The sequence below is a fragment of the Paenibacillus ginsengarvi genome, from assembly GCF_003626695.1.
Taxonomy (GTDB): domain Bacteria; phylum Bacillota; class Bacilli; order Paenibacillales; family NBRC-103111; genus Paenibacillus_AB; species Paenibacillus_AB ginsengarvi.
Genome location: NZ_RBAH01000001.1, coordinates 285571 through 306054, shown reverse-complemented (window position 1 = coordinate 306054; position 20484 = coordinate 285571). Strand labels below are relative to the sequence as shown.

22 protein-coding genes are annotated in these 20484 nt (G+C 55.4%); 14 read left to right on the top strand and 8 right to left on the bottom strand.

Annotated features, from left to right (window positions below; genetic code table 11):
• Nucleotides 1–39 precede the first annotated feature (39 nt).
• The 4 genes from D7M11_RS01535 to D7M11_RS01520 all read left to right on the top strand — a co-directional run bounded on the left by D7M11_RS01535 (nucleotide 40) and on the right by D7M11_RS01520 (nucleotide 3234).
• The gene (locus D7M11_RS01535; RefSeq protein ID WP_120745378.1) at nucleotides 40–927 is read left to right on the top strand and encodes a hypothetical protein; all 888 of its coding nucleotides are present in this window, start codon (nucleotides 40–42) and stop codon (nucleotides 925–927) included.
• A 120-nt stretch (nucleotides 928–1047) separates the two neighbouring features.
• Nucleotides 1048–1731: a TVP38/TMEM64 family protein gene (locus D7M11_RS01530; RefSeq protein ID WP_240040933.1), complete on the top strand. Its 684-nt coding sequence runs from the start codon at nucleotides 1048–1050 to the stop codon at nucleotides 1729–1731.
• A 16-nt stretch (nucleotides 1732–1747) separates the two neighbouring features.
• Entirely contained in the window at nucleotides 1748–2863 is a 1116-nt protein-coding gene (locus D7M11_RS01525) for an aminopeptidase (protein ID WP_120745376.1), read from the top strand.
• Between the two features lie 122 nt (nucleotides 2864–2985).
• Entirely contained in the window at nucleotides 2986–3234 is a 249-nt protein-coding gene (locus D7M11_RS01520) for an HPr family phosphocarrier protein (RefSeq protein WP_120745375.1), read from the top strand.
• Between the two features lie 128 nt (nucleotides 3235–3362).
• On the opposite strand, the gene ald is transcribed toward D7M11_RS01520, so the two are convergent.
• Nucleotides 3363–4484: an alanine dehydrogenase gene (gene ald / locus D7M11_RS01515; protein ID WP_120745374.1), complete on the bottom strand. Its 1122-nt coding sequence runs from the start codon at nucleotides 4482–4484 to the stop codon at nucleotides 3363–3365.
• A gap of 102 nt (nucleotides 4485–4586) precedes the next feature.
• On the bottom strand, nucleotides 4587–5831 hold the full coding sequence (locus D7M11_RS01510) for a PucR family transcriptional regulator (RefSeq protein ID WP_120745373.1): 1245 nt from the start codon (nucleotides 5829–5831) through the stop codon (nucleotides 4587–4589).
• A gap of 170 nt (nucleotides 5832–6001) precedes the next feature.
• Between D7M11_RS01510 and D7M11_RS01505 the strand changes: the two genes are divergently transcribed.
• The gene (locus tag D7M11_RS01505; protein ID WP_120745372.1) at nucleotides 6002–6295 is read left to right on the top strand and encodes an Fpa/YlaN family protein; all 294 of its coding nucleotides are present in this window, start codon (nucleotides 6002–6004) and stop codon (nucleotides 6293–6295) included.
• 101 nt (nucleotides 6296–6396) lie between these two features.
• On the opposite strand, the gene cax is transcribed toward D7M11_RS01505, so the two are convergent.
• Nucleotides 6397–7446 (bottom strand): calcium/proton exchanger, encoded by a 1050-nt coding sequence (gene cax, locus D7M11_RS01500; RefSeq protein WP_120745371.1) that lies wholly within the window; start codon nucleotides 7444–7446, stop codon nucleotides 6397–6399.
• A gap of 184 nt (nucleotides 7447–7630) precedes the next feature.
• On the opposite strand from cax, the gene D7M11_RS01495 reads away from it, so the two are divergent.
• Nucleotides 7631–8017, top strand: coding sequence for an Asp23/Gls24 family envelope stress response protein (locus D7M11_RS01495; RefSeq protein WP_120745370.1), 387 nt, complete (start codon nucleotides 7631–7633; stop codon nucleotides 8015–8017).
• 226 nt (nucleotides 8018–8243) lie between these two features.
• Here the strand turns inward: D7M11_RS01495 and D7M11_RS01490 are convergent, their stop codons facing one another.
• The 3 genes from D7M11_RS01490 to D7M11_RS01480 are packed head-to-tail and all read right to left on the bottom strand — an operon-like array spanning nucleotide 8244 to nucleotide 10288.
• The gene (locus D7M11_RS01490; RefSeq protein ID WP_120745369.1) at nucleotides 8244–8735 is read right to left on the bottom strand and encodes a GNAT family N-acetyltransferase; all 492 of its coding nucleotides are present in this window, start codon (nucleotides 8733–8735) and stop codon (nucleotides 8244–8246) included.
• Between the two features lie 13 nt (nucleotides 8736–8748).
• Entirely contained in the window at nucleotides 8749–9921 is a 1173-nt protein-coding gene (gene ftsW / locus D7M11_RS01485; RefSeq protein WP_120745368.1) for a putative lipid II flippase FtsW, read from the bottom strand.
• Between the two features lie 19 nt (nucleotides 9922–9940).
• Nucleotides 9941–10288: a YugN family protein gene (locus tag D7M11_RS01480; protein ID WP_120745367.1), complete on the bottom strand. Its 348-nt coding sequence runs from the start codon at nucleotides 10286–10288 to the stop codon at nucleotides 9941–9943.
• Between the two features lie 214 nt (nucleotides 10289–10502).
• Between D7M11_RS01480 and D7M11_RS01475 the strand changes: the two genes are divergently transcribed.
• Together D7M11_RS01475 and D7M11_RS01470 are read left to right on the top strand one after the other, a co-directional pair.
• A complete protein-coding gene (locus tag D7M11_RS01475) occupies nucleotides 10503–11693 on the top strand; it encodes an amidohydrolase (RefSeq protein WP_120745366.1) in 1191 nt (396 codons plus the stop codon).
• 97 nt (nucleotides 11694–11790) lie between these two features.
• Nucleotides 11791–12231 carry a CBS domain-containing protein gene (locus D7M11_RS01470; RefSeq protein WP_120745365.1) on the top strand — a complete coding sequence of 147 codons (441 nt, stop codon included), beginning with the start codon at nucleotides 11791–11793 and terminating at the stop codon, nucleotides 12229–12231.
• A gap of 75 nt (nucleotides 12232–12306) precedes the next feature.
• Here D7M11_RS01470 and D7M11_RS01465 read toward each other — a convergent pair whose 3' ends face one another.
• A complete protein-coding gene (locus D7M11_RS01465) occupies nucleotides 12307–12996 on the bottom strand; it encodes a thermonuclease family protein (protein ID WP_240040914.1) in 690 nt (229 codons plus the stop codon).
• Between the two features lie 223 nt (nucleotides 12997–13219).
• On the opposite strand from D7M11_RS01465, the gene D7M11_RS01460 reads away from it, so the two are divergent.
• Genes D7M11_RS01460 through D7M11_RS01450 form a run of 3 tightly spaced genes read left to right on the top strand, consistent with a single transcriptional unit; the run spans nucleotide 13220 to nucleotide 17407 of the window.
• The gene (locus tag D7M11_RS01460) at nucleotides 13220–14920 is read left to right on the top strand and encodes a DNA repair helicase XPB (protein ID WP_120745364.1); all 1701 of its coding nucleotides are present in this window, start codon (nucleotides 13220–13222) and stop codon (nucleotides 14918–14920) included.
• Nucleotides 14917–16920: a helicase-associated domain-containing protein gene (locus D7M11_RS01455; RefSeq protein ID WP_120745363.1), complete on the top strand. Its 2004-nt coding sequence runs from the start codon at nucleotides 14917–14919 to the stop codon at nucleotides 16918–16920. The genes D7M11_RS01460 and D7M11_RS01455 overlap by 4 nt, the downstream gene beginning before the upstream one ends.
• Before the next feature lie 37 nt (nucleotides 16921–16957).
• On the top strand, nucleotides 16958–17407 hold the full coding sequence (locus D7M11_RS01450) for a YlbF/YmcA family competence regulator (protein ID WP_120745362.1): 450 nt from the start codon (nucleotides 16958–16960) through the stop codon (nucleotides 17405–17407).
• A gap of 9 nt (nucleotides 17408–17416) precedes the next feature.
• Here D7M11_RS01450 and D7M11_RS01445 read toward each other — a convergent pair whose 3' ends face one another.
• Nucleotides 17417–18427 carry an asparaginase gene (locus D7M11_RS01445; protein WP_120745361.1) on the bottom strand — a complete coding sequence of 337 codons (1011 nt, stop codon included), beginning with the start codon at nucleotides 18425–18427 and terminating at the stop codon, nucleotides 17417–17419.
• A 56-nt stretch (nucleotides 18428–18483) separates the two neighbouring features.
• Here D7M11_RS01445 and D7M11_RS01440 point away from each other — a divergent pair, with 56 nt between their 5' ends.
• The 3 genes from D7M11_RS01440 to D7M11_RS01430 all read left to right on the top strand — a co-directional run bounded on the left by D7M11_RS01440 (nucleotide 18484) and on the right by D7M11_RS01430 (nucleotide 20443).
• The gene (locus D7M11_RS01440; protein ID WP_120745360.1) at nucleotides 18484–18744 is read left to right on the top strand and encodes a YlbG family protein; all 261 of its coding nucleotides are present in this window, start codon (nucleotides 18484–18486) and stop codon (nucleotides 18742–18744) included.
• Nucleotides 18745–18943: 199 nt separating this feature from the next.
• A complete protein-coding gene (locus tag D7M11_RS01435; RefSeq protein ID WP_120745359.1) occupies nucleotides 18944–19381 on the top strand; it encodes a hypothetical protein in 438 nt (145 codons plus the stop codon).
• 150 nt (nucleotides 19382–19531) lie between these two features.
• Entirely contained in the window at nucleotides 19532–20443 is a 912-nt protein-coding gene (locus tag D7M11_RS01430; RefSeq protein ID WP_120745358.1) for a selenium metabolism-associated LysR family transcriptional regulator, read from the top strand.
• The last annotated feature ends 41 nt before the right edge of the window (nucleotides 20444–20484 follow it).

Sequence of the window (20484 nt, the reverse complement as noted above, 5' to 3'; positions counted from 1 at the left end):
ACCGTAAGACGGTCATCACGATAGCTGAGGAGAGATCATATGCCCATCAACCGAAATCGCAACCGGTTTCGGCGTTTCGCATTCGCTGCGGCCGCAGTGTTTCTGTGCGCGGCGCTGCTGGCGGCATGCTCGCAAGAGGGGATAAATGCCAATCCCGACGATTTGCTGAAGCAGACGATATCCGGGCTTTCCGGCACGGACGATTTTCAATTCGAAGGAACGACGCGTATAGCGGTCGGCAGTCTCCCGATGCAGGCCGGCTCTTCCTTTAAGGGCTCCGTTGCGGGCCATAACCGGCTTGTCATGTCTTTCGACGGCGACGCGGGCGGAGGAGGGACCGCCGTAATCGAATCGATTCGGGCGCGGCAGAGCGGGGGCAGCGAAACCGTCGTTTTTGACCGGAAGGAGAAGCTGTGGACGCTCCAGGATCACGATTCCGAGGGAAGCGCGGCGATGCTGCTGCCCTGGAGTCCGCTCTACAAGCTGGAGCAGCTTAACACGATGGATAAAAAGGTAGAGAGCGGACGAGACTCGACGCGTATGACCGTCCTGACCGTCACGCCGGATGCGGCGGCCATCACGAACACGATCAAAGCGGAGCTTTCACGGCAGGCGGAGGGCGTTTCAACGGACAAACAGCTCGCCGATCTTCGCGCTAAGTTCGGACTGACCGACCGGGAGGCCGAGCGGATGCGCAGCGAACTCGATCAAACCGTACGGAAAACGAAGAGCTCGATCGAGGAGGCAGGCAGCTCGATGCAGGCAAGCTCGGTGTACCGCATATGGGTAGACCGGACGAGCCGACTGCCTAGGCGCATGCAGGTTGAGACGGAAATGAATTATAGGTCGGGCGGGCAGCCGAAGCAGGAAAAAACGCATATTGACTATACGTTTACGAGCTATGAGAACCGTCCGGTTGCCAAGTAACTTATCCATGATACAATAGGAGTGTTATACATAGTCCAAGCGGGCGCGGGCGGCGCGATCCCGGGACCATGGACAGCAGGAACAGGGGGCAGCTGGGGAGGGCGCTATAGGTTGAACAATATGCTGCATCGGTTGAAGCTCAGCATCCCGCTGGCATTGTTTGCCGCCGTGGCTTATTTTGTGCTGTTTACGAAGTCGGGACAGGAGCTGCGCCACGGCGATGTGGAGCAGCTTGCGGATGTGCTGCATTCGTTCGGCATTTTTGCGGTTTTGGCAGGGATGCTGGCCATTTTTTTTCAAACATGGTTTCCGTTCATTCCGTTCGTGCTCATAGCGGGGGCCAATGCGTATGTGTTCGGCTTGTCCGGCGGCTTTGCGATTAATTACGGCGTGTCCTGCGCCGCGGCCGCATCCGCCTTTTTTATTGCAAGGTATGTGGCGCACGATTTCGTGGAATCGAAGCTGGAGAAATATGAAACGGTCCGGACGTTTAACCGCAAGCTGGAGCAGCATGGCTTTATGTACACGCTGCTTGGCCGGCTCATTCCGGTCATCCCTTCATCGCTTATTAATTTGGCCGCAGGCGTATCGAAAATGAGATTTCGCTCGTTTTTCATTGCGACCGTTATCGGCAAATTGCCGATCGTCCTGCTGGAAACGTTCATCGGGCACGATCTGATCCGGTTCAAGGAACATAAGGGCAGGCTTATGATCGTGCTGCTGTTGTTCGCCGCGCTGCTGCTCATCGGACATTGGATGAAGTCGAGGTGGGAACAGGCGCGCGACAACTCGAATCCCAAATAAAGGAGCTGCATTGCAGATGAGAGATCCAAGACTGAAAACGCTCGCCGCGAATCTGGTCGGCTATTCCATCGACGTACAGCCGGGTGAAAACGTACTGATCGAGATGATTGGCTCGGAGAGGGAGATTGTCAGTTGCCTCGTCGAGGAAGTGTACGCGAGAGGCGGGCATCCCTATGTGATCTATGAAGACCGTGCCGTGCTAAGCTCGCTGCTTCAATCGATTACGAAGGAGCAGCTCGAGGTGTGGGCGGAGATGGATCTGGCGCGGATGAAGCAGATGGACTGCTATATCGGGGTTCGCTCCGGCGATAACGCCAATGAATTGGCCGATGTGCCTGCCGATAAGCACGATATGTATAAAAGCATTTACTATAGACCGATTCATCTGGAGAGAAGGGTAAAGAAGACGAAGTGGGTCGTCCTCCGTTATCCGAATCCGTCGATGGCGCAATCGGCCAATATGAGCACCCGCGCCTTCGAAAACTTCTACTTCGACGTATGCAATCTCGATTACCGGAACATGGACGAAGCGATGAATCCGCTCGCCGAGCTGATGCGGCGCACCGACAAAGTACGGATTACAGGTCCCGGCACCGATCTGTCGTTCTCGATCAGAGGCATCGGCGCCAAAAAATGCGCCGGGCTCCGCAACATCCCCGACGGTGAAGTATACTCGTGTCCGGTGAAGGATTCGGTGAACGGCGTTATTTCGTACAATACACCAAGCGTCAATTCGGGCATTACGTTCGAGAACATCCGCTTCCGGTTCGAAAACGGCAAAATCGTCGAGGCGACGGCAAACGATTCGAAGCGGCTGAACGCCATTCTCGACACGGACGAAGGAGCCCGATATATCGGAGAGTTCAGTCTCGGCTTTAACCCGCATATTCTGCATCCGATGAAGGACACGCTGTTCGACGAAAAAATCGACGGCAGCCTGCATTTCACGCCGGGGCAAGCTTACGAGGACTGCGACAACGGCAACCGCTCGTCGGTTCACTGGGACCTCGTGCTGATCCAGCGTCCGGAATACGGCGGCGGGGAAGTGTATTTCGACGATGTGCTGATTCGCAAGGACGGGCGCTTCGTTATTCCGGAGCTGGCGGGGCTTAATCCGGAGCGGCTGAAATAGGAACTAATGCACCGAATATTTCGGGTAAAATGATCGTTGCACGAATACATGTTCCACGATAAGATAGTAATATATTCCGAAGCCGGACTTAGCGCCGCTTCAATCTATGGAGGGATTGTGTCATGTCTAGCGCTACTAACGCGGCAATTGTAGAAGTTTCGCAAACGGCCAACAAATTCAGATCTTCCATCGTTCTCCAATACGAGAACAAGTTCATCGACGTCAAGAGCATTCTCGGCCTGTTTACGACACTGCTCGATACGGGCACATACGACTTGCACGTTCACGGTCCCGATGCAGACGAAGCGACCAAAGCGATGGTCGAAGTGTTCAAGAAGCACGAGCTGCATGTAAACGTAGTAAGCGAGTAAGCCGATTCGTCTCGGAAGCGACTGTTCCGAACGTTAAGAAGACTGCCGCCGGACTTGCGAACCGCACCGCCGCTGTTAGATCGGTCTAACAACGGCGGGCGGGACGCGTCCGAGGCAGTCTTTTCCAATTAAGTACGCACGAGTTGTACGGCTTGCTCCACCGGCACGAACGTATAACCGAGGTCATTCGCTACGGCCGGGTGCGTGACAGCGCCGTGAAGCGTGTTAACGCCGCTCTGCAGCGCGATATTGTGCGAGAGAGCCTGGATGCCGTACTTGGCGAGATCGAGCGCGTAAGGCAGCGTAGCGTTCGTCAGCGCCATCGTAGAGGTGCGCGGCACGGCTCCCGGCATATTCGCCACTGCATAATGGACGACGCCGAATTTCTCGTAGGTCGGATTATCGTGGGTCGTCAGCCGGTCGACGGTTTCGAAGATGCCGCCTTGATCGATGGCGACGTCGATCAGGACCGAGCCCGGCGTCATCGCCCGAACGGCGCTTTCCGTCACGAGCTTCGGCGCTTTGGCGCCGGGGATGAGCACCGCTCCGATGACCAGATCCGATTCGGCTACCGCTTCGGCGATATGAAGCGGATTAGACATCAGCGTATGAATTTGCGTACCGAAAATATCGTCAAGCTGCCGCAGCCGTTCCGCGCTCATGTCGATAATCGTTACGTCCGCTCCGAGTCCGACGGCGATTTTGGCCGCATTCGTACCGACAACACCGCCGCCGATAATCGTCACTTTGCCGCGTTTCACGCCGGGGACGCCGCCGAGCAGGATGCCTTTGCCGCCCTTCGGGCGCTCCAGGAACTGCGCTCCGATCTGCGCCGCCATACGTCCGGCCACTTCGCTCATCGGAGTGAGCAGCGGCAGCGTCCGGTTCACCTGCACGGTCTCGTAGGCGATCGAGGTGACGCCGTTTGTTGTTAACGCTTTCGCCAGCTCCGGCTCTGCCGCCAGATGCAGGTAAGTAAACAAGATCAGATCTGGACGGAAATAACGGTATTCTTCGGCCAAAGGCTCCTTCACCTTCATGACCATATCCGCTTCCCAGACGTCCGCCGCCCCCGGGCAAACGACTGCCCCCGCCGCTATATAATCGTCGTCGCGGAATCCGCTGCCTTCGCCCGCCTTGGTTTCGATCCGCACTTCGTGACCCGCTTTCGTTAATGCCATTACACCGGCGGGCGTAAGAGCTACGCGGTTTTCGTTATTTTTAATTTCCTTCGGTACTCCGACTCTCATCTCGATCAGCTCCCACGCACGTTTTCGTTACAAGTATACGTGCGAACGAGCCGTACCGCTTCGTCCCGCAGCGAGAAAAAGAGGGCCGCTTGTTGTGAAAAATCACAAAGGCTCGCCGTCGCTCCATTTATCCGTTTTCATATCGAGAAACAAAGTCATCCGCTGGTCGACATTCGCCAGGTCGATCTCGCCGATTTCCGCGATTCGCTTCAGCCGGTAGGACAGTGTATTCGTATGCACGTGAAGGGCGTCCGCCGCTTCCTTGGCATTGCCCCCGCAAACGAGAAACGTCTCGAGCGTCTCCAGCAGATTCGATTGATGCTCGCGATCGTACGCCCTTAGCCGCTTGAGCGACGGGTTTTCGTACTTATGCAGCTTTTTTTGCTCCAGAAAATAAGGCAGGTAGCGGTAGTACCCAAGCTCGTGATAATGGACGATGGCCCCGGTTTCGGCCGGGAACAAAGCCTGAATTTGCAGGACGGTGAGCGCTTCCTTGTAGCTTTGCTCGACCGAGGTGATATCCTCGTAGACGGCGCCGATCCCTTTGGCGGGAGGCAGGCAGCCGGTGCGGTCCTGTATCTGCTGGCAGAACGAAGCCGCGAAGTCCGCGGCGCTGGCCGCAAGCTTGAGCGAATTCGCGTCGGTTACGAGCACAATGAGCTGATTGCCGGAGATGACAGACAGCACGGGGCGGACCCGCTGCGTCGTCGTAATCATGTAGTGGACGATCTGTTGAAGCTTCTCGTTCATTTCGGATACAAAATGGATAATAACGACGCAAAACGTGTCCGGCAGGACGATGCCGAGCGTTCGTGCTTTCGCCTTCGTTTGCGCTGCGGTTTGATGATGGCCGGTAAGCAGCTCCCAGAACAAGTCGCGGCGTTCCTCGTCTTCTTTGCGCCGCTGCGTTTGCAGGCGCAGCAGCTTGATTTTGGCAGCGGCGGCCGCCAGCTTGAGCTGCTTCAGCGCTTCACGGTCAAGCGGGCGATGTACCTCCAGCGCCCATATATAACCAAGCACCTGGCGATCCTTGCGGATCGATACGGCTACGCGGTCGCCCAGGCCGACGTCGTGTATCGACTTTACCCGAACGGGCTCGTCCGTTTCCATCAGCTTCGGGATGACTCCGTCCTTCCATAAACTTCCTATTACACTTTCCGGTACGCGCCTGCCGATAATCGTGGCGATCCGGGCCGGGTCGGTTTGCAAATCGTGCTTGCTATAAGCGAGCAAACGATGGTTCGCGTCTTCGATCGTGACCGGCGCCTGCAGCACTTCGCCGATCGCGTCGGCCAAAGCTTCCAGATGATCGAAGCTTCGGTTAAAAGGATTCGTTTCCGCGTTCATCCGCGCGCTCCTCACTGATTCATGGTTACGTTCTTATTGTATAGACTCGCACGTACGGATTCAATTGCAAAAATCGCCGTCCGAACGACCATATCGCTTGTGTAATCGTCCAATATCGTCTATCATATGCATATAGAGATGGATGAGCTTTGGGCAAAGGGGGATATGGTATGTCTTCATCTGACGTCATGGTCGGTTTGCATCAGAAAGCGTTGACGCTTCTTCAGGAAGATGCGGACAACATCGAGAAGCTGATTCAAATTCAGATGGAATCGTTAACGAATCGCAGATGCCCTCTTTATGAAGAGGTATTGGATACGCAAATGTACGGGCTGTCCCGTGAAATCGACTTCGCCGTCCGCGCGGGGCTGATTACGGAGGACGCCGGCAAAAACATATTAAGCGAGCTGGAGCGCAAGCTCGCCCAGCTGTACGAGGCTTTGGCCAAAAGTCGAAACGAGTAGCTCCTTGCCGAGCGCTCGTTTTTTTTTGCATGTTTATCGGAATATACGAAAAAAACCGAAGCGTATTGCTCCGGTTTTGTGCAAGATGGGCGGACTGTTCGCTAGACGAGGAAGAAAGCGATCCCGAGAATGATGTACACGACGAGCAGCAGAACGCCTTCATACCAATTCGTCGAGCCGTCCTGCGAGATCGATTTGGCGATCACGGCCGACACGGCGATAGCGGCAAGCTCGTACGTCGTGAACACGATATCCATCGTTTGTCCCATAAAAAAGCTGATGATGACGAGCACGGGGGCGACGAACAAAGCAATTTGCAGACTGCTGCCGATGGCGATTTCGACGGCGGCGCCGATTTTGTTTTTCATCGCCAGGAATACAGCGGCGCTATGTTCGGCCGCATTGCCGATGATGGCGATCAGGAACGCACCGACGAACAGTTCGGTCAAGCCGAACTTATGCGTAAATTCCTCCAGAGTGCCTACCAGCCATTCGCTGATAAAAGCGACCATGACGGTGGCGAGCAGCAAATAGAGGATCGATTTGCCTTTGCTCCAGGCAATCTCGTGCTCCTCTTCGTCTCCCGCTTCATCGCGAAGCTCATCCTTATGGGTGACCATCGAGAATAACAGCCAGAGCGCATACGCGATAACGAGAATAACGGCCACGATGAGGCTGAGCGTATTCGTTTCCTTCGTCGTAAAGCTTTTGGCGAACAACGCCGGAATAAACAAGGCGACGACAGCGAGCAGCATCATCGACGCATTGTAGCCGGCCAGTTTAACATTAAAGTTCTGCACCTTAAACTTCAAGCCGCCGATCAGCACACTCAGGCCGAGAACGAGCAGCATATTGCCGATAATCGAACCGGTAATGCTCGCCTTGACCATGTCGTGCAAGCCGTCCTTGACCAGGAAGATGGCAATGATCAGCTCCGCAGCGTTGCCGAATGTAGCGTTCAGAAACCCGCCGAGCCGCTGGCCCGCATAGTGAGCCACGCTTTCGGTCGCCTTGCCCATGAAACCCGCAGCGAAAATAACGGCGATGCAGCAGAGCGCGAATTGAAGCGTGCTGGACATCCCGCTGTAGTGGGCGATGGCGCTGAACGCGAAACTGGCGATCAAAATCGTATAAAACAACTTCTGCTTCATGGGTTCACACGCTCCCTCCGATGTACTCATTGTTCCTGTTCGTTCCAAATCCTATTCTACTATATAGGAAAAGTTTACAATTGCAAAGTAGAAATGAACGGTGTGTGAACGCCCGGTGGCGCGGTTGCGAAGCGGTGGCCGGACAAGGTACAATGGAAATATTCGCATACAAGGAGTGAGGCAAATGTCAGCCGAGAATCAAACGGGAATGATCCGCATTTCCGATGACGTTGTAGCTACGATCGCCGGACTGGCCGCACTGGAAACGCCTGGCGTGGCAGCGATGTCCGGCGGAATATCCGAAGGGCTTGCCAAACGGCTCAGCGGAAAAAACGTGCAAAAGGGCGTATCCGTCGAAGTCGGGCAGTTGGAAGCGGCTATCGATCTTCGCGTCATCGTCCATTTCGGTTCGAAAATTCAGGATGTATGCCGCGAGCTGCAGGCAAACGTGAAAGAAGCCGTAGAAAATATGACCGGACTCCATGTAGTCGAGGTTAATGTAAAAGTCGAGGGCGTCGCTTTCAAGGAAGAGGAAGCGGAAGACAAGGATGCTGCGGTTCGAATCAAATAGCGATGGATAACAAACGGCGGCGCCCCTTAGGGCGCCGCCATTTTGTTCCCGGCTACATGCCGTCAAACGTCCTGCCCCTTTTCCAGAGCTGGTTCCGGTAATAGTGATAAGACGGCAGGAAGGAGAGAACGAGGATGCCGATAATTTTCAGAAGCAGCATGGAACTTCCTCCCCTTGGCGGTGTATAACCAGATTACCACATTTTACCTGAACAGGACAGGTCGCCTTAGAGCAGCAGCTGCATGAAATGAACGTCCTGCCAGGCGTCAAATTTGTAGCCGACTTCGCGGAACACGCCGGCCGGCGCAAAGCCGAATTTCTCGTGCAGCCGGATACTGATCTCATTGCCTCCTGTAATGGCCGCGATAATAACATGAAAATTGCGTTCCCGCGCCACCCCGATCATATGGCTCATCAGCCGCGTGCCGATACCGGCGCCGCGAAAACGGCGGTCCAAATAAATCGAAATTTCGACCGTACGGTCATACGCCGGCTTGGAACGGAAGGGAGTCAGACAGCAATAACCGGCTACTTGTCCGTTTAGCTCGGCGACAAGAATCGGGAACGGATCGCCGAACTGTTCGAACCAGACGGCGCGTTCGGTTAACGTTTGCGGAACCAGATCGAAGGTGGCGACGGAATGGAGGACGGATTCGTTGTAAATGTCCAGAAGGAACGAGAGGTCTTCCCGAACCGCTCCGCGAATATGCGCTTCCATAGCATAACCTCCTCTATCTGGATGTGCGTTGTTGTTTGCGTTCCTTCGGTTCCTTGTCTACGCGGGTGCTTTCCCTGGATATGCTGAGCAGGATGCCGATGCTGCACATCGTAATAAGCAGGGAGGAGCCGCCGTAGCTGATGAACGGAAGCGTAACCCCGGTCATTGGAATCGTATTCGTGACCCCGCCCATATTGATCAGCGCCTGGATGCCGATCAGGCCGATGATGCCGGTGCCGGCCAGGCTGCCGAAGGCGTCGGGACAGCGCAGCGATACGATGATGCCGCGCCACAGAAAGAGCATGTAGCCGAACAAAAACAATAAAGTTCCAAGAAATCCGAGTTCTTCGCCGATGATGGCGAAAATAAAGTCATTGTGCGCTTCCGGCAAGTAGTGCATTTTTTGAATGCTTTTGCCGAACCCGGCTCCGGTCACTTCTCCGTGTCCGAAGGCGTACAGCGACTGTACGATCTGATAGCATGTCCCTTGCGGGTCGGAGTTCGGGTTCAAATAGCAGGCGATCCGGTCCATCCGATAGCCTGCTGTGCTCGAAGTCAGCAGGTACAGGGCCAGCACGCATCCGGAGATGAGGCCGATCAAACCTACGGCGAGAAAAATATGCTTCAGGTTGGCGCCGCCGACGACGATGACGAGCGAGGCCGCCAGCACGAGGATCATCGTCGAGCCGAAGTCCGGCTGGAGCATGATGAGTCCGGCCACGATCCCGACGATAATAACCGTCGGCAGCAGCCCTTTTTTCAGATCGCGGAACCGCTCGCCCTTCTTGCTGATCAGCAGCGCCAAATACAAGATAACGCCTACCTTGGCAAATTCCGAGGGCTGCATGTTAAACGGGCCCAGGCTGAACCAGCTTCGCGCCCCGTTTGCCTCAAAGCCGAAAAAAGGAACGAGCGCCAGCAGCACAATAATGGCGATAAAACCCGGCCGCAGCAGCGGCTTCAGCTTGGCGACCGGAATGTTCATAAGAAAAAACATGCCAACCGTGCCGACAGCGGCAAAGATGGCTTGTTTCTTCACAAAATATAGAGGATCGTTGCCGAACTTTTCCCTAGCAAGCGCCGTTACGGAGCTGGCGCTGAACACCATGACAAGCCCGAATCCGACAAGCAGGAACGTCAGCAGCAGCAGCATGAAATCCGGTGTACCCCTGCGGGTTTCGTTCATAACGATTCCGCCTTCACGATTATTCGCTCAGTTGTTTCTTCAGCTCGGCCAGCTTCTGATTGGCAATTTTGAGCACTTGATCCGGAATCGGCGATTCGTAATCAAGGCCGTGCGGGAACGTACCTCTGCCGATATAAGCTTCCTCCAGCGCCAAGATGGCGTACGGGGATTCAAGCTTGCCTTCCACGGCCCGGGAATTGAAGCGAAGGAAATATTCGGCGTTCGTCGGTTTATTTTCAATCTTCAAATCGTATGTAGCGCGGTAATATTCCCATTGCCAGCGAACGAAGCCAAGCTTGCTCGATACGCTGTCCAAATGAGCCAAATCGCTCTTTAAGCCTTTAATTCCTGCATTTTCGATAATCACGATACAACAAACCTCCTGAGCGTTCATAAATAAAGTAAAATCCGGCAGGCGTGCAATCCTTTATTCATGATAGTATGTTTCCCTTGCATGCGCAAGCCTATTAAAAACCGAGATATTAAAATTTGATGGCGATATGCGGCGAGCGCGGGTGAAACGGCATGGCCGATTTGGTACAATATAGGCAGCATGAAATAGAACTGGCAGGAGGAATAAGATGAAGGACCTATCCGCAAAGCTTGGGTTATTGTTCCCGGACATGGTAACATGGCGCCGTCATCTGCACCGCCATCCCGAGCTGTCGTACGAAGAGCGGCATACGTCCGTTTTTGTCGCGGAGCGGCTGAACGAATGGGGCGCTACTGTACGCACGAATGTCGGAGGCTACGGAGTGGAAGGAACGATTCAAGGAAGTTTGCCCGGCCCGGTTGTAGCGCTGAGAGCCGATATGGACGCGCTTCCGATACAAGACGAGAAAAACTGCGAATACGCTTCGACCGTACCCGGCGTGATGCACGCTTGCGGCCACGACGGCCATACGGCGGCTCTGCTGGCGGTTGCCAAGCTGCTCGCCGATCACCGCGAGTCGCTTGCCGGCACCGTCAAGCTGCTGTTTCAGCCGGCGGAAGAGCTCAGCCCTGGAGGGGCCGCTCCGATGATTGCAGACGGAGTGCTGAACGGGGTGGATGCCGTTTATGGCGTTCATCTGTGGACGCCTTTTCCGTCAGGCTCCGTTTATTCCGCGCCCGGTCCGATCATGGCGGCTGCGGACGAGTTTACGATCCGGATCACGGGCAGAGGCGGACACGGCGGTTTGCCGCACGAAACGGTGGACAGCATCGTGGTAGGCGCCCATCTAGTTGTAAACATGCAGTCGATCGTCAGCCGCAGCATCGATCCTACCCAGCCGTGCGTCGTTTCGGTAGGCAAGTTTATCGCCGGAAACGGCTTTAACGTTATCGCCGAAACTTGTTATATAAACGGAACTGTACGTTCGTTCGACGTGACCGTGCGCGACCGCATCGTGGAAAGGCTGCAGCAAATATGCGTGCAAACAGGGGAAATGTTCGGCGCAGACATTCAGCTCGATTACAAGCCAGGTTACCCGCCTGTCATCAACGACGAGGCGGAGACGGAACGGTTTTTCCGTGTCGCCGGCAGCTTGTTCGGAGCGGATAAGACGCGGCGCTCTCCGCTCATCATGGCCGGCGAAGACTTCGCCTACTATTTGAACCGCGTCCCGGGCTGCTTCATGTTCGTCGGAGCGGGCAACAAGGAGGCCGGCATTACGGCGCCCCATCATCATCCGAAATTCGATATCGACGAGTCGTCGATGCTGCAAGCCGCAGTCCTGCTCGCATCCATGGCGCTCGATTATTTGGATGGATACCGGAAGTCGTCAAGCTGAAGCGGTTGGCACATTCTTTCACGTATGTCTTTCATCCACGCGGAAAGCCTATAGATGCATTCGTCATATTACGAACCTTGGGAGGTACGCGCGTCCGATGAAAAAAATAAGCGAAATAATGAGCACCGACTGCGTTACGGTTACGCTTCAGGACAATTTGTACGAAATTGCCCTGAAAATGAAACAGAACGATATCGGCTTTATTCCCGTTGTCGAAGGCAAAAAGCTGATCGGTGTCGTCACCGACCGGGACTTGGTCATTCGCGGTTATGCGGAGAAGCATTCCGGCTCGACGGCGGTCAAGGAGGTTATTTCCAAGGATGTCACGACGATTTCCCCGGACGCTACGATCGACGAAGCCGCTAGGCTAATGGCAAGCCGGAAAATTCGCCGTTTGCCCGTAGTGCAAAGCGGAGAGCTGGTCGGCGTCGTTGCCATTGCCGATCTGGCGATTCGCGAAGTGTTCGTTGACGAAGCGGGACAAGCGCTCAGCGAAATTTCGGAAAACGTCGACCATGGTGCAGCGGCCGTAAGATAATTATACGGACAGAGAGAAAACGAAAACCGGATTCCCAAGAGGGGAATGCCGGTTTTCGTCTGTGTATCCCTATTCCTACTGCCCAGCCTTGCGGAAACCGGCATTTCCGGCTTCCTCTTCCGTGCAGAACATCATTTCGGCCTTCGTCTGCTCGTACGAACCGCTGCCCGGAAGGTGATAAATTTTTTCGTTTTTAGCGTTAATATTGCCTTTGATCTGCGGATTTTTGCAAGCGGCCTCGGACGGCGACGCTTTTCCCGGCTCGCTCTCTTTTCCCCATAATCCTTTTCCTTTATTGCGCGCTTCCCGCTCGACTTGGACGAACGATTTGGCGAACATGACATTCGGCGGAATCGTCATCGTATTCGCATACCCTTCCCGCAGCAGCGTTTCATTGTACATCTCCGCTTCGCCTTCGAGAAATACGTATCGGAGCAGCCGCCCATATTTGTCCGTGTCGCCTGCGTCCGCGAACAGGTAAACCGTTTTGCCGGTCAGCGTTTTTTTGGAATAGTTGCTGGCTTCCTTGCCGTATCGCTCGACGGGGCTGTTCGGCTTGACGGTCTCCGGGGTATTCATGCCGATAAGCCGGACTTTGTCGCCGTTTTTCGTTTCGAACGTATCGCCGTCGACGACCCGCTTCACTTCGGTTTGCGTATACGTTCTGCCCTTCAGTTCAGGATAGCGGTCAAACACCGCTTGCAGCTTGTCGGGTCCGTTTCCAGCACCGGACGCCCCGCCGCAACCGGCGAGCAAAGCGATCAAAAAGATAAGCGTGAGTAACCATTTTGCGCGAATGACTATAACCTCCAAAATAGGATGTTTGGCGACTTCCGACTACTATACTACCTCTTTCCGGACATGCGGTTCAATGCTTTTTCGGCAAACGGGCCCGTTTATTTCCAGCCGTTTTTTTTCATACTAATACAAAGCCGCTTTGTTTTAATGGCAATCATGATAGGTTTGAATCGACAACGGAGGCGATTGGATGCGTTACGATCCCGAACGGCCGCTCATCGTACAGAGCGATTCCGTCCTGCTGCTGGAGGCCGGGCACCCGGAAAGCGAAGAAGCCGGCGGCCGGATCAGCCGGTTCGCCGAGCTTGTAAAAACGCCAGGCCAGCTTCACACGTACCGGATGACGCCGCTTTCGCTGTGGAACGCGGCATCGTCCGGCACGACGGCGGAGCAAATACTGGATATTTTGAGCGAATACGCGAAATTTGACGTGCCGCTGCAAGTGAAGCAGTCGATTGCCCATTATGTCGGCCGTTACGGCCTGATCAAGCTGAAGGCGGCGGGCGGACGGCTTCTGCTCGTTTCCGCGGAGCCGGGACTGCTTGACAAGCTGGCCGGCTACAAATCGTTACAATGTTATTTTGCCGGGGAACCGCGCCCCGATGGTATTGAAGTGCTGCCCGCCTATCGGGGCATGCTCAAGCAGGATTTGATCCGGCTCGGATTTCCGGTACAGGATTTGGCCGGTTACCATCATGGCGAGCTGCTGCCCATCGCGCTTCGCGAGCGGCTGGATACAGGAGAAATGTTCCGTCTTCGCGATTATCAGCAGGCTGCTGCGGATGCCTTTTACAATGGGGAATCGGATCACGGCGGAAGCGGCGTCGTCGTATTGCCGTGCGGAGCCGGTAAAACCGTTGTCGGCATAACGGCGCTGGCCCGGCTGCAATGCGCGGCGCTCATCCTGACGACCAATGTCGCGTCGGTCCGGCAGTGGAAGCGGGAGCTGCTGAGCAAAACCGACCTCGATGCGGCGATGGTAGGCGAATATTGCGGCGACCGGAAGGAGGTGCGGCCGGTTACGATCGCGACTTATCAGATCCTGACGCACCGGCACCGCAAGGAGGACGGCTTTTCGCATATGTCGCTGCTGGGTATGCGGGACTGGGGGCTTATCATTTACGACGAAGTGCATTTGCTGCCCGCGCCCGTCTTCCGCGCCACCGCCGATATTCAGGCCACGCGCCGTCTCGGGTTGACGGCAACGCTCGTTCGCGAGGACGGGCGGGAGGAGGACGTCTTCTCGCTGGTCGGCCCGAAGCTGTACGAAGCGGGGTGGAAGGAGCTGGAGCATAAGGGCTGGGTGGCCAGCGTACTGTGCACGGAAGTCCGCGTGCCGCTCTCCGATCAGGCACGGCACCAATATGCGCTTGCCGAGGCACGGCACAAACACCGGATTGCAGGCGAAAATCCGGACAAGCTCGCGGTGCTCCTCGAGCTGTTGGACAGGCATGAGCAGGAGCCGACGCTTATTATCGGCCAATATTTGGACCAGCTCAGACTCATAGCCGAAACCGTAAGCATCCCGATGATTTCCGGCGAAATGCCTCACGAGGAACGAGACGATTTGTACAAGAAGTTTAATGAAGGCGAAATCCGGACGCTTGTTGTTTCGAAGGTGGCTAATTTTGCGATCGATCTGCCTGATGCGAAAGTCGCCATTCAGGTTTCGGGCAGCTTCGGCTCCCGGCAGGAGGAAGCCCAGCGGCTTGGCCGCATTTTGCGTCCGAAGCGGGACGATAACAAGGCGTACTTTTATTCGCTGGTCAGCGACGATACGAGGGAGCAGGATTTTTCGATCCACAGGCAGATGTTTCTGGTGGAACAGGGCTACCGGTACGACATTCGCCCGGCGGTTATGGAAAAAGGACAGAGGGAGGTGCCGAGGTGAAGCTCGCGGAATTGCTCGAAGGAATGCCGGAGGCGCTGCGCACAGAAATCGGCGATAAGTACGGATGGGACGGCCGCGGCGCCGAGCTTGGGCAGCGTCTTCGTTCGCCGGAGGAGATCGGCAAGCAAAACGCTTCGTTATATGATTTGGAGCGGAGCACGCTTACGCTCCTGCTGAGACGTTTCGGTTGTGCGCCGTTCGATTATGCGAAGCTGGAGAAGGCGGGACAGAAAGAGTTGTCCGGAGCGGCGATCAAGGTCGGTTTGATCCGGCTTAGCCGGAAAGGGATTGTATTTGCTCTTCGGCGTAAGTGGGGAGAGACCGACTACGTGCTGCCCGAGGACACGTTTGCGATCTGGCGCGCTTTGCTGCTGCCCTGTGACGAAAAGGAGCTGCTGTATGCGGGCGGAGATGCTGCGACCGATTCGGAATACCGGCCGGGGATGGCGGCCTATTTACTGTTCGCGCTGTCCTATCTAGCCAAGGAGGACGTAACCATTACGCAAAAAGGCGGGTTGCACAAGCGCCATGCCGGCCGTTTGTCTGCGATCGTTCCGATTCCGGACAGCGAAGCGGCGGCAGAGGCAAACGGCGGCTCGGCGGCTGTTTCGCTGCTGCTCACAGCGGCGCAGCGGCTCGGACTGCTGGAACAAAAAAACGATCGGTTAACCGTCAGCCCTGGTGGGCTAAACGACTGGTTTGCTCGGACGGAAGCAAGGATGAACAGCCGCCTGTACGACGAGTGGAAGCGGTCGTGCGGCTTACTGGAACATACGTGGCTCCAGCATGCGTGTTGTTTGCTGGAACGGCTTCCGGAAGAAAGCTGGATATCGATCGCCTCTGTTTGCGCACAATTAAAAGAAGTCGGTCCGCTGTCTTCCGGCGCTATCGTTACGACAGGGGCAGACGAATCCGGTCATCAAGCCGAACGGCTCAGCAGTACTATTCGTTCTCTTGCGGCTTGGGGGTGGGCCGAAACGGGATGTTCGCCAAGCGGCGAGCGGTTGTTCCGCTGGATCCGAAAGCCCGGGCCGTTTGAGGAGGATATCGACTGCAAACCCGATGCGGGCGCGATGCCGCCTGTTCCTGCCGCGACGCTGTTCGTGCAGCCGGATTTCGAGCTTATTGCGACCCCGGATTGCAAGTACGACGTTCGCTGGGAGCTGGAGATGATCGCCCAGCGGGTCCGGCATGAGCATATTGCGGTTTATCGGATTACGAGGGAATCGATGCTGCGGGCTTTTGACGAAGGAAGGACGGCGGAGCAAACGGTCGCTTTCCTCGAGAAGCATGCGAAGTTCGGCGTACCCGATCACGTCAGGACGTCCATTTTGCAGTGGGGCGATCAGCAATCGCAGCTTCAAATCGAAACGAAAACGGTGCTTACGTTTCGCGATGAACGTACCGCGCAGAACGTTCTTCGGGACGAGCATATCGGGCAATGGCTGGGAGAGGCGCTCGGGCCGGCGGTTTGGGAAGTTCGAGCGGACAAGGCGGAGGAGCTTCGCGCTTATTTGACGAGAAGCGGCTACAGTCCGGGAAGTAAAAAAAGGAATAGCGGGGAAGCAGCTTCACCCCGGACGGCGTGGTCCGGCGATGAGGGAGAAGGGGTTTCGGCCGTCAAGGCGGCAGGAGGCCGGGCTACTGACTATAAAGGGCTTATTTACTCAAAGCCCGCAGTGAAGTATTATGATAGTGAGCGCATCTTTTCTAAAGTGGAGGATGTATATCCCGGCTTGCAGGAAATACCGCCGATGTGGCTCAAAGATTGCAGGACGTACCACCTCTCGACTCGAAAAGAAATCGTTCAGAAGGCGCTCGAATGGAAGGCGCTGCTGAAGCTTCGCACTTCGGGCCGGGATACCGTGCTCATTCCTGTCCGAATGGACGGGACCCGGGACGACTGGGCCGTTACCGGATTCGAGCAAGCAGCCGAGGTGAGGCTGGCTCCGGACGGATGGGAGGAAATGCAGCTCATACTGCCGGGCATCAACGACTGAAGTCCGGCGAAAAGGCATGAAAGGAGGCCGGAAGCGAATGAGCGTAACCGAGGCGCATGCGCTTGATATGACGGGCATCCTCATGCAAGCGTATGAAGTTGGCGAGATGATTAACAGCTCAGCGGAAGTGGCGAACTATATCAAGTGGAAAAACGCCGTGGAACGCGATTCCGAAATTCAGGTCGCCGTGGCGGCATTTGCCAAGGCGAAGATGATGTTTGAGGAATGCGAAAGATTCGGTCACTTTCATCCGGATTACCACGCCGCGTTGGATGTTGTAAATAAAGCTGAGCAAAGGCTCGATTCGTTCGAATCGGTACGGCAGTTTAAAGAGGCGGAAACGCGTCTCGACGATTTGCTGTTTACCGTTTCGAAAACGATCGCGCACTCCGTATCGGATTCGATCAAGGTGCCGAGCAATAACCCGCTGCCGACAAACGGCTGCGGCAGCGGCGGTTGCAGCGGTGGCTGCAGCAGCTGCGGCTGACGAACAGCTTCAGCACAGCTGCAGCTTGAATTCGGGGATGATGGCGCCGACTTCGTCGCCGCTCCAATTCCGCACAGGCGGATGATGGAACGGACGCAAGGAGGCGACTTCGTCCTCCTTCAGCCAATTCAACTGGATAAGCGCTTCCACTACGGTGGGATACAGCGCTCGCTGGGAACCGTCCGTTATTTTGACGGCCAGGGCGGCATTGTCGCTTGCAGAGGTCAGCGCGAACACCCCTTCGGCTCCCATCTTCCCGACGATGCGGCCGCCTGTCGCTTGAATCAGCTGCGTGTCGAAACGGTCGGAGCCGGCGATAAAGCGCGGGTGGCGCCGGATCGAGTCGATAATGGCCGCACAGGCGCGAGCTCGCTCGCCGCCAAGCCGGGAAGGCGATCCGAACGTGGCGAAGGCGTAAGCCAGACGGTCCAGCGGCAAACCGAACACGGGAACGCCGCAGCCGTCGGTGCCGAGCGCGATTTGTTCCTCGCGCATGCCGGCCAGCTCGGCGATCGTTTGCAGCATCGCCCGCTGAACCGGGTGGTCCGGCGCGGTATACCCTTTCGTTGGCACAGCCATTAACCGGGCAAGCGACAGCATCCCGGCATGTTTGCCGGAGCAGTTGTTATGCAGCCTCGAAGGAGCTTCGCCTGTAAGCTTCATGGCGTTTGCCGTAGGTTCGTGAAACGGATAGTGGGGGCCGCAGAGAAGATCGCCTGCGGAAAGCCCCAGCTTGCCGAGAATGGCGGCTGCCGCTTCCACATGCTCCCGCTCGCCGTTATGGGAGGCGCACAAAAGCGCGACCTGCTCCCCGGTCAGTCCGAAGCGCTGCACCGCTCCCGCCTCGATGACAGGAATCGCCTGCAGCGGTTTGGCTGCCGATCTGGCGAACGTCGTATAGCCGGGATCGCCGGCATAAGCGATCACCCGGCCTTTTCCGTCAACAACGGCAATATGTCCGCAATGAATGGATTCCGTTAAAGGTCCGCGCTCTACGCGCACCAGATGTTCCGAAGACATGATGGGAATCACTCCTGATGAAGTAAAGTCGAAAGATCAAGAGAGGAATAAAGACGATGTATCCACAACGCACCGGCCTTATTTTGTGGGTGTCCGATTCAAGGCATACGAAGCAGCTCGAGAAGTTCGGCACCATTCATTACGTTTCGAAGCGAATGCATTATGTCGTCTTGTATGTGAATAGCGATCGCGCGGAAGAGGCGACGAAAGCGATTCAAAAGCTGTCGTTCGTCAAAAAAATCGAACGTTCGTACCGAAATGAAATTCGGACCGAATATAATAGTAATGTTCCTGACAAGGCGAATCTTTACACGTAACCCGTCACCGCGGGCTTATTTATTATAGCAGGCCTCGCCGATTGTGCAACAATCGGCGGGCGATCTTTTCCCTTTCGCACATTTTTTGCAAAATGGGGCAGAATCCATTTGGAAAAATATAAAAGATCGAGTAAAATAAAGTTAACTCCGATGTACATAGGTAAAAGGGCCTGATTCGTTTAGGAAAGGGGTTGGGATTATGAAGGATAAAATTATGGACCGCTGGAGCACTTATGAGCCTTTTTACGTCGTGTTGGGCGATAAAAAAGTAGCAGATATCATTATTACGAATCATGCCCGATCCCGATGGATCGATCGCGTCGAAAGCGAGAAAACCGGCTTCGAGGACATTTGCGCCTTCCTGTGGGACCGGCTCAAAAAAGAGCAGGTTAAGCCTTATTACAAAAATGAAAAAGATGTTTACGTCGTAGAAGAAGATTTGGTCATGGTGGCCGAGTTTTCGATTATAGACAATGAGTTCGATATCGCCGGCAATCCGCTCCACAAAATGATCATCGTTACTTTCCTCGGACGGATGTCCGAAGTTATCGAGCTCCGGGATTTGAAATCATACTATTCATGGCTTCGCCACTCGAGAAGAATGACGCTGATCAAAAACAGCCGGAAACGAAAATGACGGATGGGGCACGGGACAAGCATGCGGGCAAACGCCGCATGCTTTTTTTGCAGGCGCGGCAGCCGGTATGCCATACTGGAGGGAACTTCCAAATTGTTGCAAATGGGCACGAATTTCGGGTACAGTATCTAGTAGAGAGGGGGGACCGGCATGGCGCTTAATTTCCATCAGCTTCATATTTTTTACACCGTAGCCGAGAAAGGAAGCTTCTCTATGGCCGCGCAAGCGCTCCATATGACGCAGCCTGCGGTTACCATGCAGGTCCAGTCGCTTGAAGATTATTTCGGCACGAAGCTGTTTCAGCGCTCGACGAAAAAAATCGAGCTGACCGAAGCGGGCCGCACGCTGCTGCCGTTTGCGAAACGAAGCATCGATCTCATCAAAAGCACGGATGTAGCCATGTCGAAATTCACCCATATGCTGGAAGGCCGGCTGCAGCTCGGCGCCAGCCTGACGATCGGCGAATACATATTGCCCCGGCTGCTGGGGCCGTTCAGCAGGGAGTACCCGAGTATTTCCGTCAGCCTCAAGGTGATGAATACGACGCAAATATTGGAGGAAATTTTTGGTCATCAGCTTACTTTCGGGCTTGTGGAGGCGCCGATCCATCATCCGGACGTGAAAACGGAAGTGGTACTGAACGACGAGCTTATGCTGATCGTCCATGCGGATCATCCGCTGGCCGAGCAGGAAGTCATCACGCTTGACGATGTGCAGCTATACCCGTTTATACTCAGGGAGCAGGGTTCGGGCACACGCCAGGTCATGGAGCAGGAGCTGCAGCGGGTCGGCTTCGGCACGGACAGGCTCAAAATCGTCATGGAGCTCGGCAGTACGGGAGCGATCAAGTCGGCCGTGGAAGCGGGACTCGGCATTACGCTGTTGTCCCAGGCGGCGGTCCGGCACGAAACCGCATTAGGCATTTTTAAGGTGAAGCGGATCGAAGGGCTCACCTTTACGCGCCATTTTTATTCGATTTTTTTGCAGGCCGCACTGCTGCCCATATCGGCGGTCACGTTTTTGACCTTTTTGCGGGAGCGGGATTTGAAGGCCTGGTTATAGTTATAATTCGGCGCGAGTCGGATTACTCTATATAGGAAGCG